This is a genomic window from Pseudomonas sp. MYb60, from assembly GCF_002979555.1.
In the GTDB taxonomy this organism is placed as follows: domain Bacteria; phylum Pseudomonadota; class Gammaproteobacteria; order Pseudomonadales; family Pseudomonadaceae; genus Aquipseudomonas.
In genome coordinates this window covers 18,231-44,434 of record NZ_PCOZ01000017.1, presented here as the reverse complement: position 1 = coordinate 44,434, position 26,204 = coordinate 18,231, and the positions used below count along the sequence as shown (strand labels likewise).

The 26,204-nt window shown below is 63.4% G+C and carries 22 protein-coding genes; 10 read left to right on the top strand and 12 right to left on the bottom strand.

All coding sequences use genetic code 11. From position 1 onward, the window contains the following. Window positions 1–276 precede the first annotated feature (276 nt). Entirely contained in the window at window positions 277–1,359 is a 1,083-nt protein-coding gene (locus CQ041_RS21920; RefSeq protein ID WP_105523705.1) for an LLM class flavin-dependent oxidoreductase, read from the top strand. 507 nt (window positions 1,360–1,866) lie between these two features. Here the strand turns inward: CQ041_RS21920 and CQ041_RS21915 are convergent. Further along, window positions 1,867–2,661, bottom strand: a complete 795-nt coding sequence (locus CQ041_RS21915; protein WP_105523706.1) for a class II aldolase/adducin family protein — start codon at window positions 2,659–2,661, stop codon at window positions 1,867–1,869. Window positions 2,662–2,768: 107 nt separating this feature from the next. Further along, window positions 2,769–3,674: a LysR family transcriptional regulator gene (locus CQ041_RS21910; protein WP_105523707.1), complete on the bottom strand. Its 906-nt coding sequence runs from the start codon at window positions 3,672–3,674 to the stop codon at window positions 2,769–2,771. Window positions 3,675–3,887: 213 nt separating this feature from the next. Here CQ041_RS21910 and CQ041_RS21905 point away from each other — a divergent pair, with 213 nt between their 5' ends. From CQ041_RS21905 to CQ041_RS21875, 7 genes are all read left to right on the top strand, one after another. Beyond that, complete coding sequence (locus CQ041_RS21905) at window positions 3,888–4,499, top strand: cysteine dioxygenase (RefSeq protein WP_105523708.1); 612 nt, start codon at window positions 3,888–3,890, stop codon at window positions 4,497–4,499. Next, window positions 4,496–6,079 carry a rhodanese homology domain-containing protein gene (locus CQ041_RS21900; protein WP_105523709.1) on the top strand — a complete coding sequence of 528 codons (1,584 nt, stop codon included), beginning with the start codon at window positions 4,496–4,498 and terminating at the stop codon, window positions 6,077–6,079. The genes CQ041_RS21905 and CQ041_RS21900 overlap by 4 nt, the downstream gene beginning before the upstream one ends. 225 nt (window positions 6,080–6,304) lie before the next feature. Then, window positions 6,305–7,279, top strand: a complete 975-nt coding sequence (locus tag CQ041_RS21895) for an ABC transporter substrate-binding protein (RefSeq protein WP_105523710.1) — start codon at window positions 6,305–6,307, stop codon at window positions 7,277–7,279. Between the two features lie 12 nt (window positions 7,280–7,291). Next, window positions 7,292–8,638: an LLM class flavin-dependent oxidoreductase gene (locus CQ041_RS21890; RefSeq protein ID WP_105523711.1), complete on the top strand. Its 1,347-nt coding sequence runs from the start codon at window positions 7,292–7,294 to the stop codon at window positions 8,636–8,638. Beyond that, entirely contained in the window at window positions 8,635–9,318 is a 684-nt protein-coding gene (locus tag CQ041_RS21885) for a peroxiredoxin-like family protein (protein WP_105523712.1), read from the top strand. The genes CQ041_RS21890 and CQ041_RS21885 overlap by 4 nt, the downstream gene beginning before the upstream one ends. A 31-nt stretch (window positions 9,319–9,349) precedes the next feature. Continuing rightward, a complete protein-coding gene (locus CQ041_RS21880; protein WP_105523713.1) occupies window positions 9,350–10,519 on the top strand; it encodes an acyl-CoA dehydrogenase family protein in 1,170 nt (389 codons plus the stop codon). Further along, window positions 10,516–11,460 carry a D-isomer specific 2-hydroxyacid dehydrogenase family protein gene (locus CQ041_RS21875; protein ID WP_105523714.1) on the top strand — a complete coding sequence of 315 codons (945 nt, stop codon included), beginning with the start codon at window positions 10,516–10,518 and terminating at the stop codon, window positions 11,458–11,460. The genes CQ041_RS21880 and CQ041_RS21875 overlap by 4 nt, the downstream gene beginning before the upstream one ends. Before the next feature lie 66 nt (window positions 11,461–11,526). On the opposite strand, the gene CQ041_RS21870 is transcribed toward CQ041_RS21875, so the two are convergent. From CQ041_RS21870 to CQ041_RS21850, 5 genes are read right to left on the bottom strand one after another with little or no spacing between them, the layout of a single operon-like run. Beyond that, entirely contained in the window at window positions 11,527–12,291 is a 765-nt protein-coding gene (locus CQ041_RS21870; protein WP_105523715.1) for an energy transducer TonB, read from the bottom strand. Continuing rightward, the gene (gene tolR / locus CQ041_RS21865; protein WP_105523716.1) at window positions 12,288–12,734 is read right to left on the bottom strand and encodes a protein TolR; all 447 of its coding nucleotides are present in this window, start codon (window positions 12,732–12,734) and stop codon (window positions 12,288–12,290) included. The genes CQ041_RS21870 and tolR overlap by 4 nt, the downstream gene beginning before the upstream one ends. 13 nt (window positions 12,735–12,747) lie before the next feature. Then, a complete protein-coding gene (gene tolQ, locus CQ041_RS21860; RefSeq protein WP_105523717.1) occupies window positions 12,748–13,440 on the bottom strand; it encodes a protein TolQ in 693 nt (230 codons plus the stop codon). Between the two features lie 47 nt (window positions 13,441–13,487). Then, window positions 13,488–15,350 (bottom strand): phytase, encoded by a 1,863-nt coding sequence (locus CQ041_RS21855; RefSeq protein WP_105523718.1) that lies wholly within the window; start codon window positions 15,348–15,350, stop codon window positions 13,488–13,490. A 56-nt stretch (window positions 15,351–15,406) separates the two neighbouring features. After that, a complete protein-coding gene (locus tag CQ041_RS21850; RefSeq protein ID WP_105523719.1) occupies window positions 15,407–17,920 on the bottom strand; it encodes a TonB-dependent receptor in 2,514 nt (837 codons plus the stop codon). A gap of 381 nt (window positions 17,921–18,301) precedes the next feature. Here CQ041_RS21850 and CQ041_RS21845 point away from each other — a divergent pair, with 381 nt between their 5' ends. Both CQ041_RS21845 and CQ041_RS21840 read left to right on the top strand, forming a co-directional pair. Continuing rightward, window positions 18,302–19,216 (top strand): diguanylate cyclase domain-containing protein, encoded by a 915-nt coding sequence (locus CQ041_RS21845; RefSeq protein WP_105523720.1) that lies wholly within the window; start codon window positions 18,302–18,304, stop codon window positions 19,214–19,216. A gap of 1 nt (window position 19,217) precedes the next feature. Further along, on the top strand, window positions 19,218–20,255 hold the full coding sequence (locus CQ041_RS21840; protein ID WP_105523721.1) for an AraC family transcriptional regulator: 1,038 nt from the start codon (window positions 19,218–19,220) through the stop codon (window positions 20,253–20,255). On the opposite strand, the gene CQ041_RS21835 is transcribed toward CQ041_RS21840, so the two are convergent. The 5 genes from CQ041_RS21835 to CQ041_RS21815 form a co-directional block, all read right to left on the bottom strand. Then, entirely contained in the window at window positions 20,242–21,123 is an 882-nt protein-coding gene (locus tag CQ041_RS21835) for a LysR family transcriptional regulator (protein ID WP_105523722.1), read from the bottom strand. The genes CQ041_RS21840 and CQ041_RS21835 overlap by 14 nt on opposite strands. Before the next feature lie 198 nt (window positions 21,124–21,321). Continuing rightward, the gene (gene ycaC, locus CQ041_RS21830; protein WP_105523723.1) at window positions 21,322–21,939 is read right to left on the bottom strand and encodes an isochorismate family cysteine hydrolase YcaC; all 618 of its coding nucleotides are present in this window, start codon (window positions 21,937–21,939) and stop codon (window positions 21,322–21,324) included. 30 nt (window positions 21,940–21,969) lie between these two features. After that, on the bottom strand, window positions 21,970–23,808 hold the full coding sequence (locus CQ041_RS21825) for an amidohydrolase (RefSeq protein WP_105523724.1): 1,839 nt from the start codon (window positions 23,806–23,808) through the stop codon (window positions 21,970–21,972). Continuing rightward, window positions 23,805–24,395, bottom strand: coding sequence for an antibiotic biosynthesis monooxygenase (locus tag CQ041_RS21820; RefSeq protein WP_105523725.1), 591 nt, complete (start codon window positions 24,393–24,395; stop codon window positions 23,805–23,807). Before CQ041_RS21820 ends, CQ041_RS21825 begins: the two co-directional genes overlap by 4 nt. 111 nt (window positions 24,396–24,506) lie before the next feature. Further along, the gene (locus CQ041_RS21815) at window positions 24,507–26,135 is read right to left on the bottom strand and encodes a PvdJ/PvdD/PvdP-like protein (RefSeq protein WP_105523726.1); all 1,629 of its coding nucleotides are present in this window, start codon (window positions 26,133–26,135) and stop codon (window positions 24,507–24,509) included. Window positions 26,136–26,204 lie beyond the last annotated feature (69 nt).

The window sequence follows — 26,204 nt, the reverse complement described above, 5'->3', positions numbered from 1 at the left end:
ATGGAAAGCGTCTCGGTCATCGGGGGAGCTTCCTTATTCAGACTGCAGCCCATGCTAATCGCATAAAAAACCGTCGTTAAAGTCTTTTCAGGAATAACCTAATGCATACAAAATGCAAATTTCTGATATAGAAAATAGATAATGATTCTACTTTTTAATAATTAGGTTAGAACCAAACGGCATTTTACAGGCCTCGCCCCTGCCCCTACCTTGGACGCGAATAACCGACCCCCTGCCCGGCGGAGGTGCTGATCCCCTACTCGACAAGGACTGACCATGAGCATCGAATTCATCGGCTATATCGGTGGCCACCACGCTTCCGAGATCCACCCGCGCAGCGGCCCTACCCTGCAACCGGACTACGTCGAAACCGTGGCCCGTGCCCACGAAGAAGCCGGTTTCGACCGCGCCCTGGTGGCCTTTCATTCCAATAGCCCGGACAGCACGCTGATCGCCTCCCATGCCGCGAGCGTCACCCAGAAGCTGCAATTTCTGATCGCCCACCGTCCCGGTTTTGCCCAACCGACCTTGGCCGCACGCCAGTTCGCCACCCTGGACGTGTTCAACGGTGGGCGCACCGCGGTGCATATCATCACCGGCGGCGATGACCGCGAACTGCGCGCCGACGGCAGCCACATCGGCAAGGACGAACGCTACGCGCGCACTGACGAATACTTGAGCGTGGTGCGCCAGGAGTGGACCAGCGAACAGCCGTTCGATTTTGCCGGCACCTACTACCAGGTCGAAGGCGCGCACTCGCTGGTGAAATCGCCGCAGCAGCCGCACATCCCGCTGTACTTCGGCGGCTCGTCGGCGGCGGCCATCGAGGTGGCCGGCAAGCACGCTGATGTGTATGCGCTGTGGGGCGAGACCTACGAGCAAGTGCGCGAAATCGTGACCCAGGTACGCGCGGAAGCGGCCAAGCATGGGCGCACGATTCGCTTCAGCCTGTCGCTGCGACCGATCCTGGCCGAAACCGAAGAACGGGCGTGGGCGCGGGCCGACAGCATCCTGCAGCAGGCCACGGCGCTGGCGGAGAAAAACGGTTTTGTCCGTCGCGAACCGCCGAACGAAGGCTCGCGCCGGTTGCTCGCTGCGGCGGCACAAGGCTCGCGCCTGGACAAACGTTTGTGGACCGGCATTGCCGGGCTGCTCGGCGCCCAAGGCAACTCCACCTCGCTGGTAGGCACCGCCGAGCAGGTCGCCGAAGCGCTGGTGGACTACTACGATCTGGGCATCACCACGTTCTTGATCCGTGGGTTTGACCCGCTCAACGACGCCATCGATTACGGCAAGCGCCTGATCCCTCTCACCCGCCAACTCATCGCCGAGCGTGAACAGGCCAAACAGGTGGCGTGATCAAACCCACTGTGGGAGGGGGCTTGCCCCCGATAGCTGGGTGTCAGTCACCAATGAATTGACTGACCCACCGCTATCGGGAGCAAGCTCCCTCCCACCTTTAGATCTCACACTGCCGCACCAGCGCATTCCACTGCCGCGTTGATTCTTGAGCGCGAACAGGCCAAACAGGTCGCGTCATCCAGCACACCATCAAACCCACTGTGGTAGGGGGCTTGCCCCCGATAGCTGGGTGTCAGTCACCAATGAATTGGCTGACCCACCGCTATCGGGAGCAAGCTCCCTCCCACCTTTTGATCTCACACTGCCGCACCAGCGCATTCCACTGCCGCGTTGATTCTTGAGCGCGAACAGGCCAAACAGGTCGCGTGATCCAGCACATCATCAAACCCACTGTGGGAGGGGGCTTGCCCCCGATAGCTGGCTGTCAGTCACCAATGATTTGACTGACCCACCGCCATCGGGAGCAAGCTCCCTCCCACCTTTTGATCTCTACAGAATTTGAGATCAGTTTTTGTAGTCGGTATCGGTGCGCTCCAACTGCCGCACCAGTGCGTTCCAATGCCGCGCCACACCTGGGCCCTCACCGCTGGAATGCGCCTTGGCTTGCTGTTCAACCTTGTCGACCACCTCTTGGGGCGGGAAGATCAATTCCGCATTCCCCGCCGCCTGCGCCGCGACCTGGATGTTGCACGCGCGCTCCAGTTGCTGCAGTTGCTGAAACGCATGTTCAACGCTGATGCCGGCCGTCAACAGCCCATGGTTACGCAGGATCATCACACTCTTGTCGCCCAGGTCGGCCACCAGTCGCTCGCGCTCGTCCAGGTCCAGCGCAATGCCTTCATAGCCGTGATACGCCACGCGCCCGGAGAAACCGATGGAATGCTGGGAGATCGGCAACAGGCCGTCCTTCTGCGCCGACACCGCAATTCCATCACGGGTGTGGGTGTGCAACACGGCTTGCAAGTCGTGGCGCGCACCGTGGATGGCGCTGTGGATCACGTAGCCGGCGTAGTTGATACCCAGGCCAGTCGGGTCGTCGACAATGGTGCCGTCGAGGTCGACCTTGACCAGGTTGGATGCGCTGATTTCATCAAACAGCAGGCCAAAGGCGTTGATAAGGAAATGCTCCTCCGGCCCCGGAACACGGGCGGAGAAGTGGGTGTAGATGTGATCTGTCCACTTATACAAGGCCGCCAGGCGATACGCGGCGGCCAGTTTGACGCGCACCTCCCATTCTTCCGGAGTGACGCGCTGGCGAACATTGTTAGAAACACTGGAAATCGAGGTGACGCTGCTCATGGCAAAACTTCCTGGATGGCCTTAAGGACTTCCAGGCAAGCCTAGGGGATGCAAAAAAATAATAAAAAGCACATTTTAATCTAAGCTAATTATTATTTTTTTTCATATCAGGCGGCCTCTCTGATTTTGTGCAATGAAGCAGCGACCAATTTACCAAACGCATCCACCGGCCCCTGCAAATTGCCCAAAAAGTGTGGGTAGATCAGCCACAAGTCCATCACCGGTTTGAAGTCTTTCAGCGGCATCACCGCCAATTGCTCACGATGGGCGCTGCGCTCCAGCAACGGACGCGGTACCAGCCCAAGCCCCAAACCATCCGCCACCAAGCCCAACTGCAACTCGGTGCCAAAGGTCTCCAGGTTCACCCGCAACGCCAGGCCCTGATCGGACAGCGTGCGCTGCAACCCGGCACGGAAACCGCAGCCATCCGGGTTCAGGATCCAGCCGTTCTGGTACACCTCCGCCAGCTTGCACGGCTTTTTCGGCAACTGTGCCTTGGCGCACACCACCACCAGCTCCATCTTGCCGATGGACTCGCCAATGATGTTGTCCGGGAAGATCTTGCCCGCCGGGAACAATGCCGCCGCCGCGTCCAGCTCGCCGCGTTCGATCTTGCCCACCAGTTGGCTGCCCCAGCCGGTGGCGACCTGGGCACGCAAGTCGGCGTATTCGGTGCGCAGGTGCTTGAGGGCGTCCAGCAGCACGACGTCGCCGATGGTCTGCGGCACGCCCAGGCGCAACAGGCCGGTGGGCGGTGCGTCGGTGGCCACCAGTTCGCGCAGCGCATCCATCTCGCGCAGGATCAACCGGCACTGCTCATACACACGGGTGCCGATCAAGGTGGGTTTGAGGGGCTTGGTGTTGCGGTCGAACAGCTCCACCCCCAACGCCTGCTCGAAGTTCTGCACGCGACGGGTGATGGCCGGCTGGGTCAGTTGCAGCGACTCGGCGGCGTGGCTGATGGACTGGCAACGAATCACTTCGACAAAGGCATCGATATCGTCAATTTTCATTTGGGCCGCACATAGAGAACAGTCATTAAGATGTGCGTGAAGCATAGTTGCAGGAATGCCGTCTGGATAGCCCGCGCTGTGATCGATAACGTCTAACCCTAGTCGGACCGGTTCTAAATTACCTTCAGCTATAAGCTAATCATTAAAAAATAGCATATTAACTATAAACATTATGCTTAGATAAGCTTAACGACACGCACTGATGGAATTGCCATGACCCAGGCCCGACACCCCGAAAGACTCAGAGCCTTTATTGGCGCCCTGGCGGAATTGATCGACGGCAATCCACGCGAAGGCGACCTGTTGCACCGTGGCGGCAAGCTGCTGGCGCAACTGGTCAGCCATGATGACTGGCTGCCCGACGAATTCGCCCAACCCAACCCCGAGCGCTACCAGCAATTCCTGCTGCACGCCGATTCGCGCGAACGCTTCAGCATCGTCAGCTTTGTGTGGGGGCCGGGGCAAAGCACGCCGATTCACGATCACCGCGTGTGGGGGCTGATCGGCATGCTGCGCGGCGCGGAGTTTTCCCAGGGCTTCGAGCGTGCGCCGGATGGCAGCCTCGTCGCCGAAGGCAAGCCGATTGAGCTGCGGCCGGGCCAGGTAGAAGCGGTATCACCCAAGGTCGGCGACATTCACCAGGTCAGCAACGTCCACAGCGACCAAGTGTCCATCAGCATTCATGTGTACGGCGCCAATATCGGTGCCGTGCGCCGCGCCGTGTACCAACCCGACGGCAGCGAGAAACTGTTTATCTCCGGTTACTCCAACGCCTTCCTCCCGAATATCTGGGATTTGTCCAAAGAAAAGAGCCCTGCCCTATGAGCACCGTATCGACCCGCAGCTTTACCCAGATTCGCCAGGCCCTGTTGGACCATCAAGAAGTCGCGCTTGTAGACGTGCGCGAGGAGGCGCCTTTTGCCGAATCCCACCCGTTGTTCGCCGCCAATATCCCGCTGTCCAAGCTGGAATTGGAGGTGTATTCGCGCATACCACGCCGCGACACCGAGGTCACCGTCTACGACCATGGCGAAGGCCTCGCCGCCCGCGCCGCCGAGCGCCTGGTTGCGCTGGGCTATACCCGCGTCGCGTTGCTCGAGGAAGGCCTGGACGGTTGGCGCAAGGCCGGTGGTGAACTGTTTATTGACGTAAACGTGCCGAGCAAAGCCTTTGGCGAACTGGTAGAAAGCGAGCGTCATACCCCTTCCCTGGCCGCCGAAGAAGTCCAGGCCCTGCTCGACAACCAAGCCGACGTGGTGGTGCTCGACGCCCGCCGCTTCGACGAATACCAGACCATGAGCATCCCCACCGGCATCAGCGTACCGGGCGCCGAACTGGTGCTGCGCGCCCGTGAACTGGCGCCGGACCCGGCCACGCGCATCATCGTCAACTGCGCCGGGCGCACCCGCAGCATCATCGGCACCCAGTCGCTGATCAATGCCGGTGTGGCCAACCCGGTATCGGCCCTGCGCAACGGCACCATCGGCTGGACGCTGGCCGGGCAGAAACTCGCCCACGGTCAGTCGCGCCGCTTCGCGCCGACCTCGGAGGAACATCGCCAAATCGCTGCAGCAGACGCGCGCCGGGTCGCCGATAAAGCCCGCGTCGGCCGTGCCAGCCTGGCCGACCTGCAAGGCTGGCAGCAGGAGGTGAACCGCACCACCTACCTGTTCGATGTGCGCACCCCGGAAGAATTCGAAGCCGGCCACCTGCCCGGCGCACGCTCCACACCGGGTGGGCAACTGGTGCAGGAAACCGACCATGTCGCCAGTGTGCGCGGCGCGCGCCTGGTACTGGCCGACGACGACGGTGTGCGCGCCAATATGTCGGCGTCCTGGCTGGCCCAACTGGGCTGGGACGTGCATGTACTGGACGACCTGCAACCGGCGCAGTTCAGTGAAAAAGGCGCCTGGGTCGCCCCGGTCCCGGCGCCGCCACAAGCCGAGCTGATCAGCCCTCACACCCTCGCCGACTGGCTCGGCCATGGCGATACCCTGGTGCTGGACTTCACCGCGAGCGCCAACTACGTCAAACGGCATATCCCCGGCGCCTGGTGGGCGCTGCGTGCGCAGTTGCCGCAAGCACTGGCCAAGGCACCTGCCGCCGAGCGATATGTGCTGACCTGCGGCAGCAGCCAGCTGGCGCGTCTGGCAGTGGCGGAAGTGGAAGCCATCACCGGCAAGCAGGTGTTCCTGCTGCAAGACGGAACCGCCGGCTGGATCAACGCCCAACTGCCGCTGGAAGAAGGCGACACCCATTTGGCCTCGCCGCGTATCGATCGCTATCGCCGGCCATACGAAGGTACCGACAACCCCAAGGAAGCCATGCAGGCTTACCTGGATTGGGAATTCGGCCTGGTCGACCAACTGGCCCGCGACGGCACCCACGGTTTCTACGTGATCTGATCCCCCTGCCTGGAGCATCGCATCTTCGCCCTGGCCCGCAGCGTCGCACCAAATGCAATTAGAGAATAATCAAACAAAAGATAATAAATGTTTTTAATAATTACCATATAACCAAAAAGAACTTCACAGCAGGTTTTTATGGGAATAACGTTAACCCACACACCGACCCCTTCTCCAGGCGGAGGTAAGCGAACCCTTTCCTGATCTGCCTGGAGCCTGCATCCCATGGTCTTTAGCACCCCGTTCAAACGCCTGCTCCTGGGCACCGCCCTCGCCCTCGGGCTGATCGGCACCGCCCACGCCGCCGACCTGCAACCGCTGCGGGTGGCCAACCAGAAATCGACGATCAAGGCGCTGCTGGAAGTCGCCGGCGAGACCAAACATGTGCCGTATGAAATCCAATGGTCGGAATTCCCGTCCGCCTCGCCGCTGGGCGAAGCGCTGAACGCCGGGGCCGTGGACATTGGTGCCCTGGGGGACGCGCCCTACGTATTCGCCCTCGGCGCCGGTGCGTCGCTCAAGGTGGTGAGCATCATCCACGCCGAAGGACGCAACACCACCGCCCTGCTGGTGAACAAGGATTCGCCGATCAAGACCGTCGCCGACCTCAAGGGCAAGAAGATCGTCACCGGTCGCGGCTCCATCGGCCACTACCTGGCGATCAAGGCCCTCGCCACCGCCGGGCTGACCACCCAGGACGTGCAGTTCATCTTCCTGCTGCCCAGCGAATCACGGCTGGTGCTGGACAACGGCTCCGCCGACGCCTGGGCCACCTGGGACCCCTACACCACCGTGGTCACCTCGCAAAGCCAGGCCCGTGTGCTGATCAGTGGCAATAAGTTGCTGAGCAATCACCTGTACCTGGCAGCCACCAGCCAAGCCATCGCCGACAAGCGCGCGCAGCTCGATGACTTCGTCGCACGCCTGGACCGTGCCTACGCCTGGGCCAACGTGCACCCCAACGAATACGCCGCCGCGCAAGCCAAGATCACTGGCCTGCCTCTGGCCGTGCACGAGGCCGTGGCCAAGGACACCCGCCTGACCCCGGTGGCGATCGACGACTCAGTGATCAGCGGCCTGCAAGCGACCGCCGACATCTACCAAAAAGAAGGCCTGCTGACCCGGCACATCGATGTGTCCCAAGGCTTTGACAAGAGCTTTAACGCCAAGCGCGCCCCCCTCAATCAAGCCTCGCGCTAAAAGGAGCAGAACATGAGCAAGCCACGTCAATTGAAGCTGGGCGCCATGGTCCATGGAGTCGGTCACGGTTGGGGCGAATGGCGCCACCCGCAGGCCCAGCCCAACGCCAGCACGGACTTCAAGTTCTACAAGCAGCAGACTGAATTGGCCGAAGCCGCGAAATTCGACTTCGTCTTCATTGCCGACAGCCTGCATATCCACGCCAAGTCCAGCCCGCACTACCTCAACCGTTTCGAGCCGCTGACGATCCTGTCGGCCCTGGCTGCGATCACCACGAATATCGGCCTCGTGGCCACGGTGACCGTCAGCTACACCGAGCCCTACCAGGTGGCGCGCCAGTTCGCGTCCCTGGACCACATCAGCGGCGGCCGAGCCGGTTGGAACGTCGTTACCTCGTGGCTCAGCGGCACCGCCGACAACTTCGGCAAGGCCGAGCATCCGCCGCATGCCGTGCGCTATCGCATCGCCAAGGAGCACGTGAACGCGGTCAAGGGCCTGTGGGATTCCTGGGAAGACGACGCCTTTGCCTACAACAAGCACACCGGTGAGTTCTTCACCCCAAGCAAGCTGCACGCGCTGAACCACAAGGGCGAGTTTTTCTCGGTGAAAGGCCCGCTGAACATCGCCCGCTCACGCCAGGGCCAACCGGTGATTTTCCAGGCGGGCACCTCCGAAGATGGGCGCAACTTTGCCGCCGAACACTCCGACGCCATCTTTGTGCATGTGGAGAGCATCGAGGAAGGCCAGGCCTACGCCACGGACTTGAAACGGCGCGCCAAGGGCTTTGGCCGCAACCCGGACGACCTGTCGATCCTGCCGGGCATCCGCCCGATTGTCGGGCGCGATGAAGCCGAGGTGGAAAGCCGCTACCAGCAGGCTGTCGACTTGGTCACCGTGGAAGATGCGATCGTCGCCCTCGGTCGCCCGTTCAACGATCACGATTTCAGCCAGTACCCGCTGGACGCGCCCTTCCCGGACCTCGGCGACCTCGGTTCCAATAGCCAGCGCGGCGGCTCCGACCGCATCAAGCAACTGGCCAAGGAGGAAGGCCTGACCCTGCGCGAAGTCGCGCTGCGGTTCTCGCGGCCAAAACGTGATTTTGTCGGCACCCCTGAACAGGTCGCCGATGCGATCCAGACCTGGTTCGAAACCGGCGCCAGCGATGGTTTCATCGTCAACTCGGTCTTGCCGGACGGCCTGCAATATTTCACCGAACTGGTAGTGCCGGTATTGCAGCAACGCGGCGTGTTCCGCAGCGAATACAGTGGCCAGACCCTGCGCGACAACCTGGGCCTGGACGTGCCGGCCAACCGCTACAGCGTCGCCGAGGTTGAACACCGGCAGGAGGCGCTGGCATGAGTGAGTCCCTGAACCGTCAACTGGCGGACCTGCACGCCGAGCGCGTGGCCACCTGGGCGCCGGAGTCGCTGCAGGTCAATATCGACCAGCGCCAGCGCCTGGTCGATGAAGCGCGGCCGGATGACTACGTGCAGGTCGGCGATGAGCTGGACCCATTTACCCTGCTCAACGTGGAAGGCGGCGAACTCAACCGCGAGCTGCTGCTGGCCGACGGCCCTGCAGTGTTGATTTTCTTCCGCTTTGCGGGCTGCGCGGCGTGCAACATCGCTCTGCCCTATTACGAGCGCCAGCTCTACCCGCGCCTGCGCGAACGTGGCGTGCCGCTGGTGGCGGTGAGCCCGCAAGTGCCGGAACGGCTTGCCGACATCAAGACCCGCCATAACCTGCAACTGCTGGTGGCCAGCGACAAGGACAACAACCTCGGGCGGCGCCTGGGGATTCTCTACAGCTTTGACGAGGCGTCGCGCAACGCCGCATTGGCCAAGGGCAACAGCATTGGCGAGACCACTGGCACCGGCACCTGGGAGTTGCCGCAACCGACGGTGGTGGTGATTGCCAAGGACGGCACGGTGGCGTTTGTGCAGGTGAGCCCGGATTGGTTGGTGCGCACGGAAGCTGATCCGGTGTTGAAGGCGGTGGAGCAGTTGCTGGGCCAACAGGCAGTACGCCTGGCCATCTAACCCTCCCCCATTTTTGACCGAGTACATCTTTATGACCCAACCGTCTCTGCGCTCTGTGGACGTCGCCAACTTCGAAGCGCTGCTCGAACGCCTCACCACTGAGCTGGCCAGCACCGCGCACCTCTACGACGAGAGCGGCGCCTTCCCCCATGCCAATTTCAAGCGGCTGCACGACCACGGCCTGGTCGCCCTCACCGTGCCCAAGTCCCTCGGCGGTGGCGGTGCCAGCCTGCCCCAGGCGCGCAAGGCCATCAGCGCGATCGCCAAGGGTGAACCTTCCACCGCACTGATCCTGGTGATGCAATACCTGCAACACACACGCCTGCAAGACAGCAAGAGCTGGCCCGCGCACCTGCGTACCCGGGTGGCCGAAGACGCCGTGCGCAATGGCGCATTGATCAACGCGCTGCGCGTCGAGCCTGACCTCGGCACCCCGGCCCGTGGCGGCCTGCCGGCGACGACCGCCGTGCGCACCGCCGAGGGCTGGCGCATCAGCGGCCGCAAGATCTACTCCACCGGCAGCCACGGCCTGAGCTGGTTCAGCGTCTGGGCCCGCAGCGACGACGCCGACCCGCTGGTGGGCGCCTGGCTGGTGCCCAAGGACAGTCCCGGCGTGACCATCATCGATACCTGGGACCACCTGGGCATGCGCGCCACCTGCAGCCATGAAGTGGTGCTCGACAACGTGCTGGTGCCGCTGGATCACGCCGTCAGCGTCAGCCCCTGGAGCGCGCCGTCGGCAGAACTGGACCCCGAGGGGTTCCTGTGGATGGCAGTGTTGCTGTCCTCGGTCTACGACGCCGTGGCCCAGGCCGCCCGGGACTGGCTGGTGAACTGGCTGGAAGAACGCAGGCCATCCAACCTCGGCGCGGCGCTGTCGACCTTGCCGCGCTTTCAGGAAACCATCGGCCATATCGACACCCTGCTGTTTGCCAACCGCAGCCTGCTGGACGCCGCCGCCGATGGCCACACCCCGGCGGCCAACGCCGCGCAGCTCAAATACCTGGTGACCAACAACGCGATCCGTGCCGTGGAACTGGCCATCGAAGCCTCTGGCAACCCCGGCCTGTCGCGACTCAATCCGCTGCAACGGCACTACCGCGACGTGCTGTGCAGCCGCGTGCATACCCCGCAGAACGACGCCGTGTTGCAAGGCGTCGGCAAGGCTGTCTTCACCCAACGTGAGAAGGAACGCACATGACCCAGGTGATTATCGCCAGCCAGCTGGACGAAGATTTCAACGACGTAATCCGCGAGCGACTCGCCTCACGCTATCCCGGCGCCCAGGTGGTCGGCGTACCCGCCGGGGTACCGAGCGACCTGCCGCCGCAGGCGAATATCCTGCTGGCGCGCCCGATCAACGTGCGCGGCTACACCGCCCCGGACACCCCGCCACCCGGCTGGCCCTACGGTACGCAGTGGGTGCACCTGGTGTCTTCAGGCATCGACTTCTACCCATCATGGTTGTTCGACGGCCCGCCGGTGACCACCTCCCGTGGCAGCGCCGCCGACAACCTCGCCGAGTTTGCCTTGGCCGCGATCTTTGCCGCGTCCAAGCACCTGCCGGAAATCTGGGTGAAAGACGCGCAATGGAATTTCACCCCACTGCGGCCCCTCAAGGGCACCACGCTGGGCATCCTGGGCTTTGGCGCGATTGGTGAAAGCCTGGCGCACAAGGCGTTGGCATTGGGCATCAAGGTGATTGCATTGCGTCAAAGCCAGGCACCGTTCAGCGCGGGAGTGGAGGCGGCCAAGGACATCCATGACCTGTTCGCCCGCGCCGATCACTTGGTGGTGGCCGCGCCGCTCACCGACGCCACGCGCAACCTTATCAATCGGGATGTGCTGGGCAGCGCCAAACCGGGGCTGCATCTGATCAACATCGCGCGGGGTGGGTTGTTGGACCAGGAGGCGTTGCTGGAGGCGCTGGATAACGGGCAAATCGGCCTGGCTTCGCTGGACGTGACCGAGCCGGAGCCGTTGCCGGATGGGCACCCCTTGTATACGCATCCACGGGTGCGGTTGTCGCCGCATACGTCGGCGATTTCGACCAATAGCAAGAATGAGATAGCCGATGCGTTTTTGGCAAACCTGGAGCGCTACGTTTCCGGAACCGAGCTCGTGAACCTCGCTAACGCCTGACGCGAGATCAAAATGTGGGAGGGGGCTTCCCCCCTCCCACACGGGTTTTGTGTTGGCTGAACGTATTCATTTGATGCGGTAGTGGAAGGTGTTGCGCACTGCCGGGACGGGCACGGGTTTGCCATCGACCACACGCGGCTGATAGCGAAAGGTATTCGCCGCCGCCAATGAAGGCCGCATGAACAACGGATGACAACCGTCCAGCACCCTGGGGTTCTCCACACGGCCTTGGGTGTTGACGGTGTATTCCACTGAGCAATCGCCTTCGATGTTTTTGTCCAGTGCGCGCTCGGGGTAGTCCGGGGCTTCCTTGCTCAAGGGTTGGTACTGGCGGCTGTCGAAGGCCGGTGCGGGCGCGGGCGCAGGTGCCGGTGCCGGTGTGGCCGGGCGAGCGGATTGGGCAGCGGCCTGGCGTTGTTGTTCCAGCTCACGGTTGCGTTGCTCGGTGGCCAGACGCTCCTGTTGCTGCTCGGCTTTCCTTTCCTCGACGCGCTTGCGGGCCAAGGCGGCTTTCTCCAGTTTTTGCGCCTGGATCTGTGGGTCGACCACAGGTTTGGGCGGCACCGGAACGCTGACCGGCTCCGGCGGCGCTGCAACCGCCACGGGTTCCGGCACGGGGGCCGGCGCTGGCGGCAGGATCACCAACTGGGTGTGCATCACCCGAGGCACCTCGACCGGTGGTTGTTCCGTCGACCACCCCAGCATCAACGCCGCCAGCACGCCCACATGCAGGGTCACCGCCAGGCTGGCGGCGACGCTGTTTCTCCAGACCCCGGAGGCTTCCCGAGGCGCCAATACCAGCGCTGGACTGTGCATGATCATCGCCGTCATTGTGGGGCCTCGGTCACCAGCCCCAGGTTGCTCACACCACCCTTCTGCAATACCGCCATGGCCGCGACCACCCGTCCATAGCCGGCGTTGTCGTCGGCGCGGATGTACACCTGGGTGTCGCTGCGGGCCGCCGCCACCTGCATGACCTTGGCGCCCATTTCATCTAGGCTGACGGCGCTGTCGGTCTGGTGACGGGTATCGAGTTCGCCGCCGAGGTTCCAGTAGTAACCGCCGTCGGCCTTCACCGACAGCGTGAGGATCTGCTGGCGCGTGTCGGTGGCCAGCGCCTCGGCGGCGACCTTGGGCAATTCGATCTTCACGCCCTGGGTCAGCATCGGTGCGGTGACCATGAAGATCACCAGCAGCACCAGCATCACGTCGATGTAAGGCACCACGTTCATCTCGGCCTTGGGCCCGTGCTTGCGTTGCGGCCTGGTCAGCATCGTCTTGCTCCTTTCACGCGGCCACGGCCAAGTTGATCGGCGTGCCCCGCAGGCTGCGATGCAGGCGCACTTGCAGTTCATTGCCGAAGGCGTAATAGCGCGTGAGCAAGGTCTGGCCACGGGCAGCAAAACGGTTGTACGCGATCACCGCCGGGATGGCCGCGAACAGGCCGATGGCCGTGGCGATCAACGCCTCGGCAATGCCCGGCGCCACGGTGGACAGCGTGGCCTGCTGCACCTGGGACAGGCCGATGAACGAATTCATGATGCCCCACACGGTGCCAAACAGGCCGATGTACGGGCTGACCGAGCCCACGGTCGCGAGAAATTGCAGGCCCTTTTCCAACTCGATCTCCTGCTCGGTGATCGCCACCTGCAACGCCCGCTCCACCCCTTCAAGCACCGCTGGGTCGTGGTTGTACAGGTGCTGGTATTCCTGCACCCCGGCAATGAAGATCAGCGCAATGCCGCCCTCGCCCGCCTGCACAGTGTCGCGGTACAGCGGCTGCAAGTCCGGTGCGCTGCGAAAGCGCTGCACAAAGTCATTCGCCTGGCGCTCCAGCCGGCGCAGCACCGTGCCGCGCTGGATGATCAGGTACCAGCTGACCAGCGAGGCCAGCAGCAAGGTGATCATCACGGCCTTGACCAGCAGGCTGGCGTCCGTGATCAGGCCCCAGATCGTCATGTGTTCCATCGTCGCGTGCATGGTTGAGCTCCTATTCGATTAAAAAGTCATGACCGGTTGATGACAGGTCACGGCAACTTCAGCGCGCGGGTCACATCAGCCCAGGGCACGAACTTGAAGTTCTGCGCCTGCTCGGGCATGCGCTTGCGCCCGTCCTGAACCACCAGCATGCCCTGGCTCCAGGGCCCGCCGAGGTTGATCGCAGTCACTTCCAGGCCATCGGTTTCCGACGCACCATCGATGCCGGCGGCGGCGTTCAGGCCGACACGGAACGCACCGTGGGGGGCGAACGGCGGCTCGGCATCCACCACCAGGTAGCTGTCATTGCCTTGGCTGGAAATCACCAGGTAGTCGCGTTTATCGCTCTGGTACAACGCAAGCCCCTCGACGTCCGCATGCAACTGGGGGCCCACCTTGATCACGCTCGTGAGCGTGGCCGGCTGATCGGCGCGGGCATCCACCGCCCACACGCCGACGTCTTCCTCGCCGATAAACAGGCGCTGGCGCTGGTCATCGGCGACGCAGCCTTCGGGCTGGCTGTCGACCTTGAACTGGCGCACCAGGTCGCCCTGAACGCGACCATCCGCAGCGCTGAGGCGGTATTGCAGGAAGGTGCCGTCCTTGTCGTTGGCGATTGCATAGATCTCGCCGCTGGCGGGCTGGAACAGGCAGATGCCATAGATCGCCTTGAGCGGCGTCGGCACCTCACCGGCCTCGCGCAACTCGCCGGTGGCGCGGTCGATGCTGAACAGGCTCAGGCTGTTGTGATCGCGGTTGCTGGCAACAGCGAGGTCGACGGTCTGCGCGCCGAGTTTGAAATTCGGGCGCACGTCGACGTTGTTCAGGCGTCCGACTGCCAGTTCTTGCAACAGCTTGCCGTCGAGGTCATAGGCCAGCAGGCCCTGCTTTTTGTTGGTGCCCAGTACGCGGCTTTTGGACGGTTGCTCGGGGTGAATCCAGATCGCCGGGTCATCCGCGGCATCGCCCTGGCGCCCGACCGGATCGGTCTGGCGCACGGCGGCGACTTCCGGGATCACCGCGTCGACCGGCACCGGCGTGGCCTGCCAGTTGAGCGTGCCCTGGTAGAGCGTGCCGCTGTCGTCGTCACGTACCAGCAGTTGCCGGCCGTTGAGGCTCAGTTGTTCCGGCTCTTTCAGGCCGGGCAGGCTCAGGCTGGGCTGCTCGACCCAACGTTCGCCCTGTTGCTGGAACAGATGCAAGTGCGCGGTCTTCGGGTCAAGCGCGACGACTCCACCCGGCACCAGCGCCATGGCACCGGCCTCGCGTTTCGGGTCGTCGAACAGCGCCACCGGGGTGCGCTGCACATCGGCTTCCGGATGCGCCGGGTAGGCCCACCAGCCGACGTTTTCTTCATTCACCACCAGGCGGTTGGCGCCGTCATCCACCTGACAGAACTGTGCCGACGGCGGCAACGGCAAGCCGCGTACACGCTGGGGCTCGCTCAGCAGCGTGGTAGCGTTGCCCACCAGCCATTGCTCACCCTTGCCCTCCTCACCCACCAGGAACACAAACAGGTTGGCGGCCGAGTCGCGGTACAGGCACAGGCCGTTGACGGCATAGTCGCGGGTTGGCAGGTAAAGCGGTTTGCCGAAGGTCTTGGTGGCGGTGTCGAGGCTGATCAGCAGCGCTTGCTGGCGGTCGTTGTCGAGGCTGGCCACCAGGGTCTGGGTGCCGGCAGCGCGGGTGTCGAGGCTGCTGAAGTTGCCGTTGTAACGAGCCAGCTCGGTGCCTTTGGCGTCCACCAGTTGCAGGCCGTCGCGGGTACTGGCGGTGAGGCGCTCGGTAGGGTTCAGGAAAACCATGGCCTCGGCGTTCAAGCTCGGTGCCCATGGAGTAAGGGCCAGGTCGGCGGCCATCGCATGGCTGCAGGTTGCGAGGGCCATCAGCAAATACAGCTTGGAAATTCTCATGAACAAACAAATCCTTCAAATACAGTGAAGATCAGCTGTGGGCGCTGGCGTGGTGCTTAGAAGTGGGTGAAGGTCAGGCCGAGCTTGTAGGTGGGGCCGTATTCTTCGTACTGGCCGTTGTAGCTGCGGTGGCCGGTGTAGACGAAGTACGACTCGTCCGTGAGGTTCTGCGCCTCGAAGCTGACTTGCAGGTTCTTGGTCAGCGAGTACCGCGCGCTGAAATCGACGAAGGTCTGCGCATCGACGTGCAGGTCATGGGCCTTGTCGTTGATCGAGGCCAGCTCATACAGGTAGGCCGACTTGTAATTGGCAGACAGGCGCAGGCTGAGCGTGTCGTCTTCCCAGCCGAGCATCAGGTTGCCGACGGTGTCCGACTGGTTCGGCAGGCTGATGTTGCGCTTGCGTTGGGTGCCGCTGGCGCTGTCGAAGCCTTCGATGTCCGCGCTGGAGCGGCTGAAGGTGGTGTTGGCACCGACCAGCAGGCCATTCCATGGCGCGGGCAGCCAGTCGAACTTCTGCGAATAGGCCAGCTCCAGGCCATAGAGCTTGGCGCTGTCGCCGTTGTCGTAGGTGTGAGCCTCGGCGAAGTTGGTCCAGGCACCGGTGCCGGCCAGGTCGGTGTTGTAGACGAAGTTCTTGATGTCCTTGTAGAACACGAACGCCGACACGGTACCGGCGCGACCCATGAAGTGTTCGATGCCCAGGTCCAGGTTGCTCGACTCCAGGGGCTTGAGGTCCGGGTTGCCGAACGTGGCTTCGTCATCGTCGATCACGAAGCCCGGTGCCAGTTGGCCGAAAGTCGGGCGCACCACGGATTTGGTCCAGGCCGCACGCACCTGGGTGTTCTTGTCGATCTGATAGCGCGCATGCAGGCCCGGCAACCAGTGGTGGTAGCGGCGTTGGGTGTGGCTGTCGGTGAACACCCCATCGGTGGCACCAGTGCCCTTGGCTTCGAACTCGGTGCCTTCGTAGCGCAAGCCGGCGATAAAGCGCCAGTCGTCGATATCGATGGTGTTCATGAAGTAACCGGCGTTGATGTCTTCACGGATGGTGTAGTCGTTGACCCGCGATTCGGTCTCGTCGTAGAAATCCGCCGTGTTGAGCCCGCCGATCAATTGCTTGATACCGCTGGCGCTGATGCCGGGCCCGTAATTGCCCAGGCGGTAGTCGACGCTGCCCTTCTGGAACTGGGTGAGATTGAGCTGGTCGGCGCTGAAGCCCAAGGTGTCGAAGTCTTCGTAGACCCAGGCTTCCAGGTCGTTGGTCTTGTCGCGTCGGCTGATCTTGCCGCCGAACTTGAACTGCGAGGCATAGCCGCTCAGGTCGTAGTCGCGGGCCAGGTCCAGGCGCAGGTTTTTCTCGGTGTCCTGGGTGTTCTGTTTTTCCCAGTCGACCTTGTCGAGGCTGAAGTTGCGGGCGTCGTAGAAGCCGGCGCCGATGATCGGGCGCGGCTTGTCGTTGTCGTAATAGCCGCTGTTCGCCAGGTCGCCGCCGTCGAAGGTGGCGCCGGCGATATGCCCCGGGCTGTCTTCGCTGGACTGGCTGTAGCCGGCCTGGCCGCTGAGGGTCCACAGGCCGAGCATGCGCTCGCCGCCAAACACGTAGGATTGGATTTCCTGGGTCTCGGCGCGGCTCTTGAGCTTGCGGCTGACTTCAGCGTCGCCCAGTTGCCCTGGCGCGAGGGGGTCGGCGAACTCGATGCTGGTGGAGTTGCGCGTCTCGGTGTCCTTGTAGCGGCTGTAGAGGGTGCGCAGGTAGTAGCTGCTGAGGTCGTCGGGCTTGTAGTCGAAGTTCAGCCCGCCGCCGGCGCGTTCGCGGCTGATGTCGTAGTCGCGCTGTTCGAACTCGTTGAGCCGCGCACCGTTGGCGAAATCCCAGGCGCCGCCGGTCTCGACGTTGTCGGAGCCGAAGTCGCGCTTTTGCCAGCTCAGCGCTGCGGCCACGCCGAAGTTGTCGATGCCGTCGCCGAGGCTGAAGCGGTTGCTGGCGGCGCCGGAGAATTTCGGGCTGGTTTGGCGTGTGTTCTTGTCGTAGCTGGCTTCGGAGCTGCCGGTGTAGAACAGGCCCTTGTGGTCGAAGGCCGACAGGCTCTGCACGTCGACAGTGCCGCCGAGGGAGTTGGCGTCCATGTCCGGCGTCAGGGTCTTGATCACCGACAGCGACTGCACCAGCTCAGAGGGCAACACATCGAGCGCCACGGCGCGACGGGCGCTCTCCGGCGCCGGCACCAGCGTGCCGTTGATGGTCACGCTGTTCAGGTCCGGGCCCAGGCCACGCACGCTGACAAAGCGCCCTTCGCCCTGGTCACGCTCCACGCTGATACCCGGCAGGCGCTGCACCGCTTCGGCGACGTTTTCATCCGGCAACTGGGCCACGCCGTCGGCATGCACGACGCTCTTGATGCTGTCGGAGGAGCGTTGTTCCTTCAACGCCTGGTCGATGGCAGCCGCCTGGCCGACCACTTCGACGTGCTCGGTATTGGCCACCTCGGCCGCACTTAGCCGCTCACTGGCAATCGCCAGGGCCAAGGCGGTAAGCGTGAAGCTGACGAGCCCGCTGCGCTTGTACATGCAATCCTCCCCAAGAATCCGTTGGCGCCAGGCAAGAGGCCCGGCAACTGGGAGGGCAAGCTAGGTGCGGGGGATGACGGTTCTGTGACAGGGCTTGGCGCGAAGGCCTGTAAACAAGGGCTCCAAGCCCGGATTCGAGGTGAAATGAGCTGATATGACCTGTGAAGATCAACTGTGGGACGAGGCTTGTCCCCGATGACGGTGGGTCAGTCACCTGATTTTCCACTGACACAGCGCTATCAGGGGCAAGCACCCTCACATATTTTTGATTTTCAGTGCCTGGACGGATGAGCTGATTCGACCCTCCCCCACCGTCACGCAACCGTCACATCCATCTGCTGTGCTGGCGCCCACAACCGAATCATCCAAGGACGCCGGCCCATGTTTTCCGTGCTCAAACCCCACCGTTGGAAGCTCACTGCGCTGCTGATTGCCGCCAACCTCGGGCTGATCCTGCACCTGGCCTGTGGCGACCTGAAAAGCGTCAGCGAATGGGTATGGCTGGACATCTTCGGCGAGGGCGGTTCCGCCCTCCTCGCCCTGGTCTGGCTTGGCCTGGTGCTCAAGAGTCGCCCCGCCGGACGCGTCACCAACTACCTGGCGCTGGGCCTGTCATGCATCTTCTTCTCGTGGTGGATCGACAGCCTCGACGAGTTCATCCGCCTCCCTGACAGCATCACCTGGGACCACTGGCTCGAGTCCGGGCCGATGCCGGTGGGCATGATCCTGCTGACCATCGGCATCTACCACTGGCACCGCGAGCAATTGGCGATCAGTGCGCAGATGGAGAAACGCGAGCGGCTGTTCCGCGAGCACCGCCAGTTCGACAAACTCACCCCGCTGGCCGGCGCCGACTACCTCAAGCGCCAACTGGCCGACAGCCTGCAGGACAGCCGCGACCAGCAGCAACCGCTGTCGCTGCTGGCCCTGGACCTGGACAACTTCGCCGCCATCAACCAGGCCTACGGGCATGCCGAAGGCGACGCGGTGTTGCAGGCCCTCAGCCACTTGCTGCTGCTCAACCTGCGCCGCCAGGACCTGCTCTGCCGCCTGGCCGGCGACCGCTTCGTGGTGCTGCTGCCCAACACCGGCGAACGTCAGGCCCAGGTCATTGCGCTGGAAATGCAACAGGCCGTGCGCGGACTGGCCCACAAGACCCGCCAGCAAGGCGAACGCCTGCAATTGGCGGCGACCACAGCGGTGGTGATGGCCTTGGACGAACCGCCACATGAGCTGCTCAAGCGCCTTAACCTGGCGCTGGCGCGGGCCAAGCAGCCGCTTGCGAAAAGTGCCTGAGATGGCCGTGAAAACCAACTGGTATGAAGCCGACAGCCGCTTCATCCCCGGTCACTTCCAACCCGCCACGCTGATCGACCTGGCCCTGTCCCGGGACATCGACAGCCATCGCCTGCTGCGCGGCACCGGGCTGTTCCATGAGGACATCCTGGCCGGCACCGCGCGGTTGAGCCCGCAACAGTTTCTCGGCTTGATTGGCAACAGTCGCAAGCTGCTCGACGCCGACGACAGCAGCTTCCTGTTCGGCCAACGCCTGCTACCCGGCTATTACGGCGCCGCCAGCCATGCGTTGGGCCATGCGCAGAACCTGCACCAGGCGCTGGAGATCCTGATCCAGCAACAGGTGCTGCTCAGCCCGCTGGTCAGCCTGCAGCTGGAGCTGGACGAGCACCACGCCTACCTTTACTGGCTGGACAGCTGCGGCGCGGGCGAACATTGGCGTTTCCTGCTGGAAGCCGGCATGACCTCACTGGTCGCCATGAGCCAATGGCTGAGTGGCGAGCGCCTGCCGTGGACCGCCAGTTTCAGCCATGAAGAGCCGCGCTACGTCGAGCAGTACTGGGTGCACCTGGGCGAAGAAACACGCTTCGGCCGCCCGCTGGACAGGCTCAGCATCCCCCGCGAGTACCTCGCCCGTGCCTGGCCCGGTGCGTCGGCCACCGCGGGGCAAGTGGCCCGCCAGCAGGCCCGCGAGCAGATCGAGCAGTTGGGGTTTGCCGGCAGTTTTCTCGACTGCCTCTACGACTATCTGCGCGAACAGGTGCGCCAGCCGCCGAGCCTGGAGCAGGCCGCGCTGGCGTTTGCCATGAGCCCGGCGACCCTCAAGCGCAAGCTGCACAAGCATGACACCGGTTTTCAGCAGCAGGTTGACCGGGTGCGCAAACAGGTGGCGTTGCACCTGTATCAGGTCAAGGGCTACAGCAATGAGGAAGTGGCGGCGTACTTGAACTTCAACGACGCGGCGAACTTTCGCCGCTCGTTCAAACGCTGGACTGGCAGCACGCCAAACCTGATCCGCCAGTTGTTCAACAGCCGCTAGCCAGGCGCTCGCGCAGGAACTCCACCAGCGCCTGCACCGGCCGTGAGCTTTGCCGGTGCTGGGGGTAGACCGCGGAGAGGGTCAGGTCTTCGGGCGCGAACTCGTCGAGGACCGTCACCAGGCGACCGTCCTTGAGTGCGTCGCCGACAATGAAGGTTGGCAGGTAGGTCACGCCAAAGCCGGCGATGGCCGTGTCGCGCAGCAAGTCGCCGTTGTTCACCCGCATGCGCCCGCACACGTTCAGCGCCTGCACCTTGCCCTTGAAGCGCCACTGCACCTGGCGGCTGTGGCCGTAAGGCAGGCAATCGTGCTGGGCGAGTTCCTCGGGCTGCTGCGGCGTGCCGCGCAGCGCCAGGTACTCGGGGCTGGCGCAATACACGCGGGGAATGCTGGCGATGCGGCGGGCAATCAGGGTGGAGTCTTCCAGGGTGCCGATGCGCAGCACCAGGTCGTAGCCTTCGCCGATCAGGTCCACGGGGCGGTCGCTCAAGTCGACCTCGACCGCGACGTCCGGATGGCGCTGCAGGAACAGCGGCAACAGGCAGCCCAGGTGGGCTATCGCAAACGACAATGGCGCGCTGAGGCGGATGGTGCCACGCGGCTCGCTGTTCTGGCCGGCGATGCCCTGCTCCACCTGCTCGACTTCACTGAGCAGGCGCAGCGCGGATTCGTAATAACTCTGGCCAAGTGGGGTAACGTCCAGTCGGCGGGTGGAACGGTTGAGCAGGCGCACGCCGAGGCGGTCTTCCAGCTGGATCAGGCGGCGGCTGACGAACTGCTTGGACAGACCCAGCTGTTCGGCGGCGGCGGTGAAACTGCCGGATTCCATGACCTGGCAAAACAGGCGCATGTCTTCGAAGGGGTTCATTGTCGCTTCTCGGTGGACATTTGATGGCTTTATAACGGGTATGTCGCAACACCACAAACCCAATATGGGGATCTAAGCAAATGTGGGAGGGGGCTCGCCCCCGATGGCGGTGGGTCAGCCAAAACATCTGTGACTGACCCACCGCCATCGGGGGCGAGCCCCCTCCCACATGGGATCACCAATTACCTTGAGAGCAGGTTACTTGGCAGTGAAGGCCGAGTAGCTGTTCATCAGGTTGCGGTAGTTCGGGATGCGTGGCGACAGCAGGTTGGCCAGGCCTTCCATGTCGTTGCGCCAGTCAACCTGCAGCTCGCAGGCAACGGAGAACCAGTTCACCAGTTGTGCACCGGCAGCGGTCATGCGCGACCAGGCCGCTTGCTGGACGGTTTCGTTGAAGGTGCCGGAAGCGTCGGTCACCACGAACACTTCGAAACCTTCAGCCAGGGCGCACAGGGTCGGGAACGCTACGCACACGTCGGTCACGACACCCGCAATGATGATCTGCTTGCGGCCGGTAGCCTTGACAGCCTTGACGAAATCTTCGTTGTCCCAGGCGTTGATCTGGCCAGGGCGGGCAATGTACGGCGCGTCCGGGAACAGTTCTTTCAGCTCTGGCACCAGCGGGCCGTTAGGGCCGGCTTCAAAGCTGGTGGTCAGGATGGTCGGCAGGTTGAAGAACTTGGCGACGTCGGCCAGGGCCAGCACGTTGTTCTTGAACTCGTTCGGCGAGAAGTCTTGTACCAGGGAGATCAGGCCAGTCTGGTGATCGACCAACAGTACGACAGCGTCATCTTTGTTCAAACGGTTGTAAGCCATGGGAATATCTCCTAACGGGGGTATGGGTAATCAGAACGCGAAGCACGAGCAGCCGAACGCACCCCAGAAACCCTGGAAGTCGCTGACCGGCACGCTGGATAGGCGCGCTTTTTCGTGGCTGTGGGAATGCACGCCGCACGGGCCGCTGCACTGGTGCACCTGAGCCTGCAGTGGCGAGCTCGGACGCCAGTGACCCGGCACCTTGACCACCGGCGACCAGTCCGGCAGCACCGGTACGCGTGGCGGTGCGTAATCTTCGAAGTCGCCGGCGCCGTAGACCACCTTGCCGCCGACCACCGTCAATACCGATTCGATCCACTTGATGGCTTCTTCATCGACGCTGAAGAAATCGGCCGAGAGTGCGGCGACGTCGGCCAGTTGACCGACCTTGATCTGGCCTTTCTTGCCCTGCTCGGACGAGAACCAGGCGCTGCCGTGGGTGAACAGTTCCAGCGCGGTGAGGCGCGGCAGGCCTTCGGCGTGCAGCTCCAGGCCGCCGACGGTGCGACCGCTGACCATCCAGTACAGCGATGTCCAAGGGTTGTAGCTGGACACGCGAGTGGCGTCGGTGCCCGCGCCCACCGGCACGCCTTCGGCCAGCATGCGCTTGATCGGCGGTGTGGCTTCAGCAGCCTTGGCGCCGTAACGCTCGACGAAGTATTCACCCTGGAACGCCATGCGGTCCTGGATCGCAATGCCGCCGCCGAGGGCGCGAACGCGTTCGATGTTTTTCGGGGTGATGGTTTCGGCGTGGTCGAAGAACCACGGCAGGCCATTGAACGGGATGTCGCGGTTGACCTTCTCGAACACGTCCAGCATGCGCGAGATCGACTCGTCATAGGTGGCGTGCAGGCGGAACGGCCAGCGTTGCTCCACCAGGTGGCGGACCACCGGCTCCAGCTCCTGCTCCATGGTCAACGGCAGGTCCGGACGTGGCTCGAGGAAGTCCTCGAAGTCGGCGGCCGAGAACACCAGCATTTCGCCGGCGCCGTTGTGACGCAGGAAGTCATCGCCCTGGTGCAGCTTGACGCTGCCGGTCCAGTTCTGGAAGTCGCTGAGCTCTTCCTTGGGCTTCTGGGTGAACAGGTTGTAGGCGATGCGCACCGTCAACTGTTCTTCCTTGGCCAACTGCTCGATCACTGCGTAGTCATCGGGGTAGTTCTGAAAACCACCGCCGGCATCGATGGCGCTGGTGAGGCCCAGGCGATTGAGTTCACGCATGAACTGGCGGGTGGAGTTGACCTGGTATTCCAACGGCAGTTTCGGGCCCTTGGCCAGGGTCGAATACAGAATCATCGCGTTAGGACGGGCCACCAGCATGCCGGTAGGGTTGCCGTTGCTGTCACGCACGATCTCGCCACCCGGCGGGTTCGGGGTGTCCTTGGTGTAGCCGGCCACGCGCAGGGCGGCGCGGTTGAGCAAGGCGCGGTCGTACAGGTGCAGCACGAACACCGGGGTGTCGGGTGCGGCCTGGTTCAGCTCTTCCAGGGTGGGCATGCGCTTTTCGGCGAACTGGAATTCGTTCCAGCCACCCACCACGCGCACCCATTGCGGCGTGGGGGTACGGTCGGCCTGGTCCTTGAGCATGCGCAAGGCATCAGCCAGGGATGGCACGCCTTCCCAGCGCAGTTCCAGGTTGTAGTTCAGGCCGCCACGGATCAGGTGCAGGTGTGAGTCGTTGAGGCCGGGGATGACCGTGCGACCCTTGAGGTCGATGACTTGGGTACCACTGCCGCGCAGGGCCATGGCTTCACCGTCGGTGCCCACGGCGACGAAGCGCCCCTGGCTGATGGCGACCGCGGTTGCGCGCGGGTTTTCACGGTCCACAGTGTGGAATTGGCCATTGAACAGAATCAGATCGGCGTTCATAGGGTTTCCTTTACAGAGGCTTCAAGCCAGGGAGCGAACAGGCGGGTGGCCGCCGGCATCATCAGATAGACCACCAGCACAACAATAGTCACGGTGACCAGGAAGGTGCCGACCACGTAGTTGGACAGGAACGGGTGCAGGCGCAGGACCGGGCCCCAGATGATCGGGATCAGCAGCGTCAGCGGGAGGATCACGCACAGCGACACCACCGCCTGCTTCCAGCGCGGCGGCGGGGCGACGCCTTCAGCCAGCGGCGAAAACCAGAATTCGTTGACCGCACCGATCTCGGTCTTGTCGCCGTCGGCCAGCATGGGCGCGGCTTCGGCGATGAGGGTTTGGCGCTCGGAAGAATCGAGCCAGGTTTGCAGATCGTCGGTGGAGCGGTAGCGCAACACGCAGGTGAACAGTGCCAGACCGCCCTGTTTGCTGCGCACCACATCGACACCCAAGTGCCCAGGCCGGCCGCCGGCAATGCGCACGATGCGCCGCAACCAGGCTTCGTAGTCGGCCTCACTGCCCTTTTTGATCAGGTGTTTGACCACCAGGGTGACGACTTCGTCGGGCCCCGTCTGTGTTGCTGGGTCCATGCTATGTCCCTCTGCCTTAGAATTTCAGCGATGAGGGGAGTTTGCCGGCGTGGGGGTGGGGAAAATTGGATGTACGTGCTGTGTATCGGGCCAGACATGTTACGGGGGCTTTCAAGCCCGCCCCTTCACCTTCAAATGCCGCGCATACCAGGGCCGCTTTGGCACGCGCTTGAACAGGCCCTGCAACAGGCCCTCGTCTGCGACAAAGGTGATGCGCAACGCCAGCTTCATGGTCTCCGGGTCCATTTCCATCGACTTGCCCAGCTGCAAACCCGGGGTGGTGCTGCAGCCATGGGTGTCGGGCCCCAGCCAAGGGTCGCCGACCTCGACCCAACGGCCAGGCGCAAACCAGGCCACGCCGTTGACGTCCAGCCGGGTGACTTCGCCGGGATTGAAGCGTTCGTGGGCGCGGTACCAGTCTTCGATGCGGTCGTCGATCCAGCCATGGAAGTGCCAGAACACCGGGTTGACGTGGGAGGAGAACGGGTCACCGAGAAAGTCGTTTTCGGCGGCAAACCAGCGTGGCGCAAAGTCCGAGGGGTCGCGGGCCAGGGGCACGGGGACACCGTTGGAGGGGTCGCGTGGCACCGAAGCCCAGCGCATGTGCAGCCAGTCATGCAGGCCCAGCTCCATTTCCGAGCCGAGCTGGCCGAGGGTCTTGCGGGCGAGGTAGCGCGGGTCGCGGTATTGCGATTCCCAGACCTGGAAGTTGCTGTGGTAGGTCTCGGCGGCCTTGATGTCGCTGACCCACTGGGTGTATTCGCTGTCGTCCGCCGCCGACCAGGTAGGAGGCAGGGCAAAGCCGTCGTGGTTGTCGAAGTAGCGCACGAAGCCCAGACGATCACGCTCCAGTGCCGGTTGCGGTTCGGGAAACGCCGGCCACGACGGCAGATCCTGCAGGGCGCGCGCCGTGCCGAGCATGTGGCGGTGCATGAAGAAAAAGTCGATGCCCGAGCCGTTGCGGTCCTTGTGCTTGCCCCGGGCGTCACGCTCAAGGCCCCGAGGGCCAGGTTGCCAGCCGATACCGCGCAGGGCGTCGCGTTTATCTTCGGAAAGTGTATGCCACTGGTCACGGGTGGCGTGCCAGAGCTGGTGGAACAGGCGGTGCTCAGGGGCGATCAGCCGGGCCAGCAGGGTCGGGGCGAGGCCGATGCGCTGGCGGGCTTCGGGGAACAGCTGTTTGTGAGCGATCACCCGGTTGTCGCGCTCGACCAACGCCAGAGGCCGGTCCAGCTCGAAAATCTGCCCGCTGAGGGTGCCGCTGCCGGCGTTGGCAAAGGCACCCCAGACCTCATCGAGGGTCATCTTGAATTCATAGGCGGGTATGCCATGGGCCGAGTCGCGGTCGACCAACCGCCAGTAGAGCACGGCGCCCTCCCCGGTCAGCAGGTCGCCGAGCACGCGGTAGCGCGGTTCGCCGTCGGTGCGCAGGTTGGCGGCGGTGTCCAGGTAGCCGCGCAGGCCACGACCACGGGGGGCGATGTCCAGCAGCAGCTCCAGACCTTGCAGCGGCAGGCCTTTCAAGCCGGCATCGCGGCCTTCCAGGCGCAGGCTCCACACGCCGCGCAAGGCGTTGGCCAGTTGTTGGCCGGCGGTGTCGGCCAGGTCCACCGTGGCTTCGCCGGGGGTGATGGGGAATTCTTCTTCGCGCGTCAGCTCGCGATGGGCATAGAAAGCGGCCGGCACCGCAGCGCCCGTCAGCGCCAGGCCTGCGATGAACCCACGTCGAGAGATGGTCATTGTCTACCTTAGGAAACGGCTTTATCAGAGCTAGAACGTTTGCCCGCCGGGGAAATTTACCGGGCCGCC

Coding starts and splice junctions, on each gene's coding strand:
- CQ041_RS21920 (WP_105523705.1), top strand. CDS start 277: ATGAGCATCGAATTCATCGGCTATATCGGTGGCCACCACGCTTCCGAG.
- CQ041_RS21915 (WP_105523706.1), bottom strand. CDS start 2,661: ATGAGCAGCGTCACCTCGATTTCCAGTGTTTCTAACAATGTTCGCCAG.
- CQ041_RS21910 (WP_105523707.1), bottom strand. CDS start 3,674: ATGAAAATTGACGATATCGATGCCTTTGTCGAAGTGATTCGTTGCCAG.
- CQ041_RS21905 (WP_105523708.1), top strand. CDS start 3,888: ATGACCCAGGCCCGACACCCCGAAAGACTCAGAGCCTTTATTGGCGCC.
- CQ041_RS21900 (WP_105523709.1), top strand. CDS start 4,496: ATGAGCACCGTATCGACCCGCAGCTTTACCCAGATTCGCCAGGCCCTG.
- CQ041_RS21895 (WP_105523710.1), top strand. CDS start 6,305: ATGGTCTTTAGCACCCCGTTCAAACGCCTGCTCCTGGGCACCGCCCTC.
- CQ041_RS21890 (WP_105523711.1), top strand. CDS start 7,292: ATGAGCAAGCCACGTCAATTGAAGCTGGGCGCCATGGTCCATGGAGTC.
- CQ041_RS21885 (WP_105523712.1), top strand. CDS start 8,635: ATGAGTGAGTCCCTGAACCGTCAACTGGCGGACCTGCACGCCGAGCGC.
- CQ041_RS21880 (WP_105523713.1), top strand. CDS start 9,350: ATGACCCAACCGTCTCTGCGCTCTGTGGACGTCGCCAACTTCGAAGCG.
- CQ041_RS21875 (WP_105523714.1), top strand. CDS start 10,516: ATGACCCAGGTGATTATCGCCAGCCAGCTGGACGAAGATTTCAACGAC.
- CQ041_RS21870 (WP_105523715.1), bottom strand. CDS start 12,291: ATGACGGCGATGATCATGCACAGTCCAGCGCTGGTATTGGCGCCTCGG.
- tolR (WP_105523716.1), bottom strand. CDS start 12,734: ATGCTGACCAGGCCGCAACGCAAGCACGGGCCCAAGGCCGAGATGAAC.
- tolQ (WP_105523717.1), bottom strand. CDS start 13,440: ATGCACGCGACGATGGAACACATGACGATCTGGGGCCTGATCACGGAC.
- CQ041_RS21855 (WP_105523718.1), bottom strand. CDS start 15,350: ATGAGAATTTCCAAGCTGTATTTGCTGATGGCCCTCGCAACCTGCAGC.
- CQ041_RS21850 (WP_105523719.1), bottom strand. CDS start 17,920: ATGTACAAGCGCAGCGGGCTCGTCAGCTTCACGCTTACCGCCTTGGCC.
- CQ041_RS21845 (WP_105523720.1), top strand. CDS start 18,302: ATGTTTTCCGTGCTCAAACCCCACCGTTGGAAGCTCACTGCGCTGCTG.
- CQ041_RS21840 (WP_105523721.1), top strand. CDS start 19,218: ATGGCCGTGAAAACCAACTGGTATGAAGCCGACAGCCGCTTCATCCCC.
- CQ041_RS21835 (WP_105523722.1), bottom strand. CDS start 21,123: ATGAACCCCTTCGAAGACATGCGCCTGTTTTGCCAGGTCATGGAATCC.
- ycaC (WP_105523723.1), bottom strand. CDS start 21,939: ATGGCTTACAACCGTTTGAACAAAGATGACGCTGTCGTACTGTTGGTC.
- CQ041_RS21825 (WP_105523724.1), bottom strand. CDS start 23,808: ATGAACGCCGATCTGATTCTGTTCAATGGCCAATTCCACACTGTGGAC.
- CQ041_RS21820 (WP_105523725.1), bottom strand. CDS start 24,395: ATGGACCCAGCAACACAGACGGGGCCCGACGAAGTCGTCACCCTGGTG.
- CQ041_RS21815 (WP_105523726.1), bottom strand. CDS start 26,135: ATGACCATCTCTCGACGTGGGTTCATCGCAGGCCTGGCGCTGACGGGC.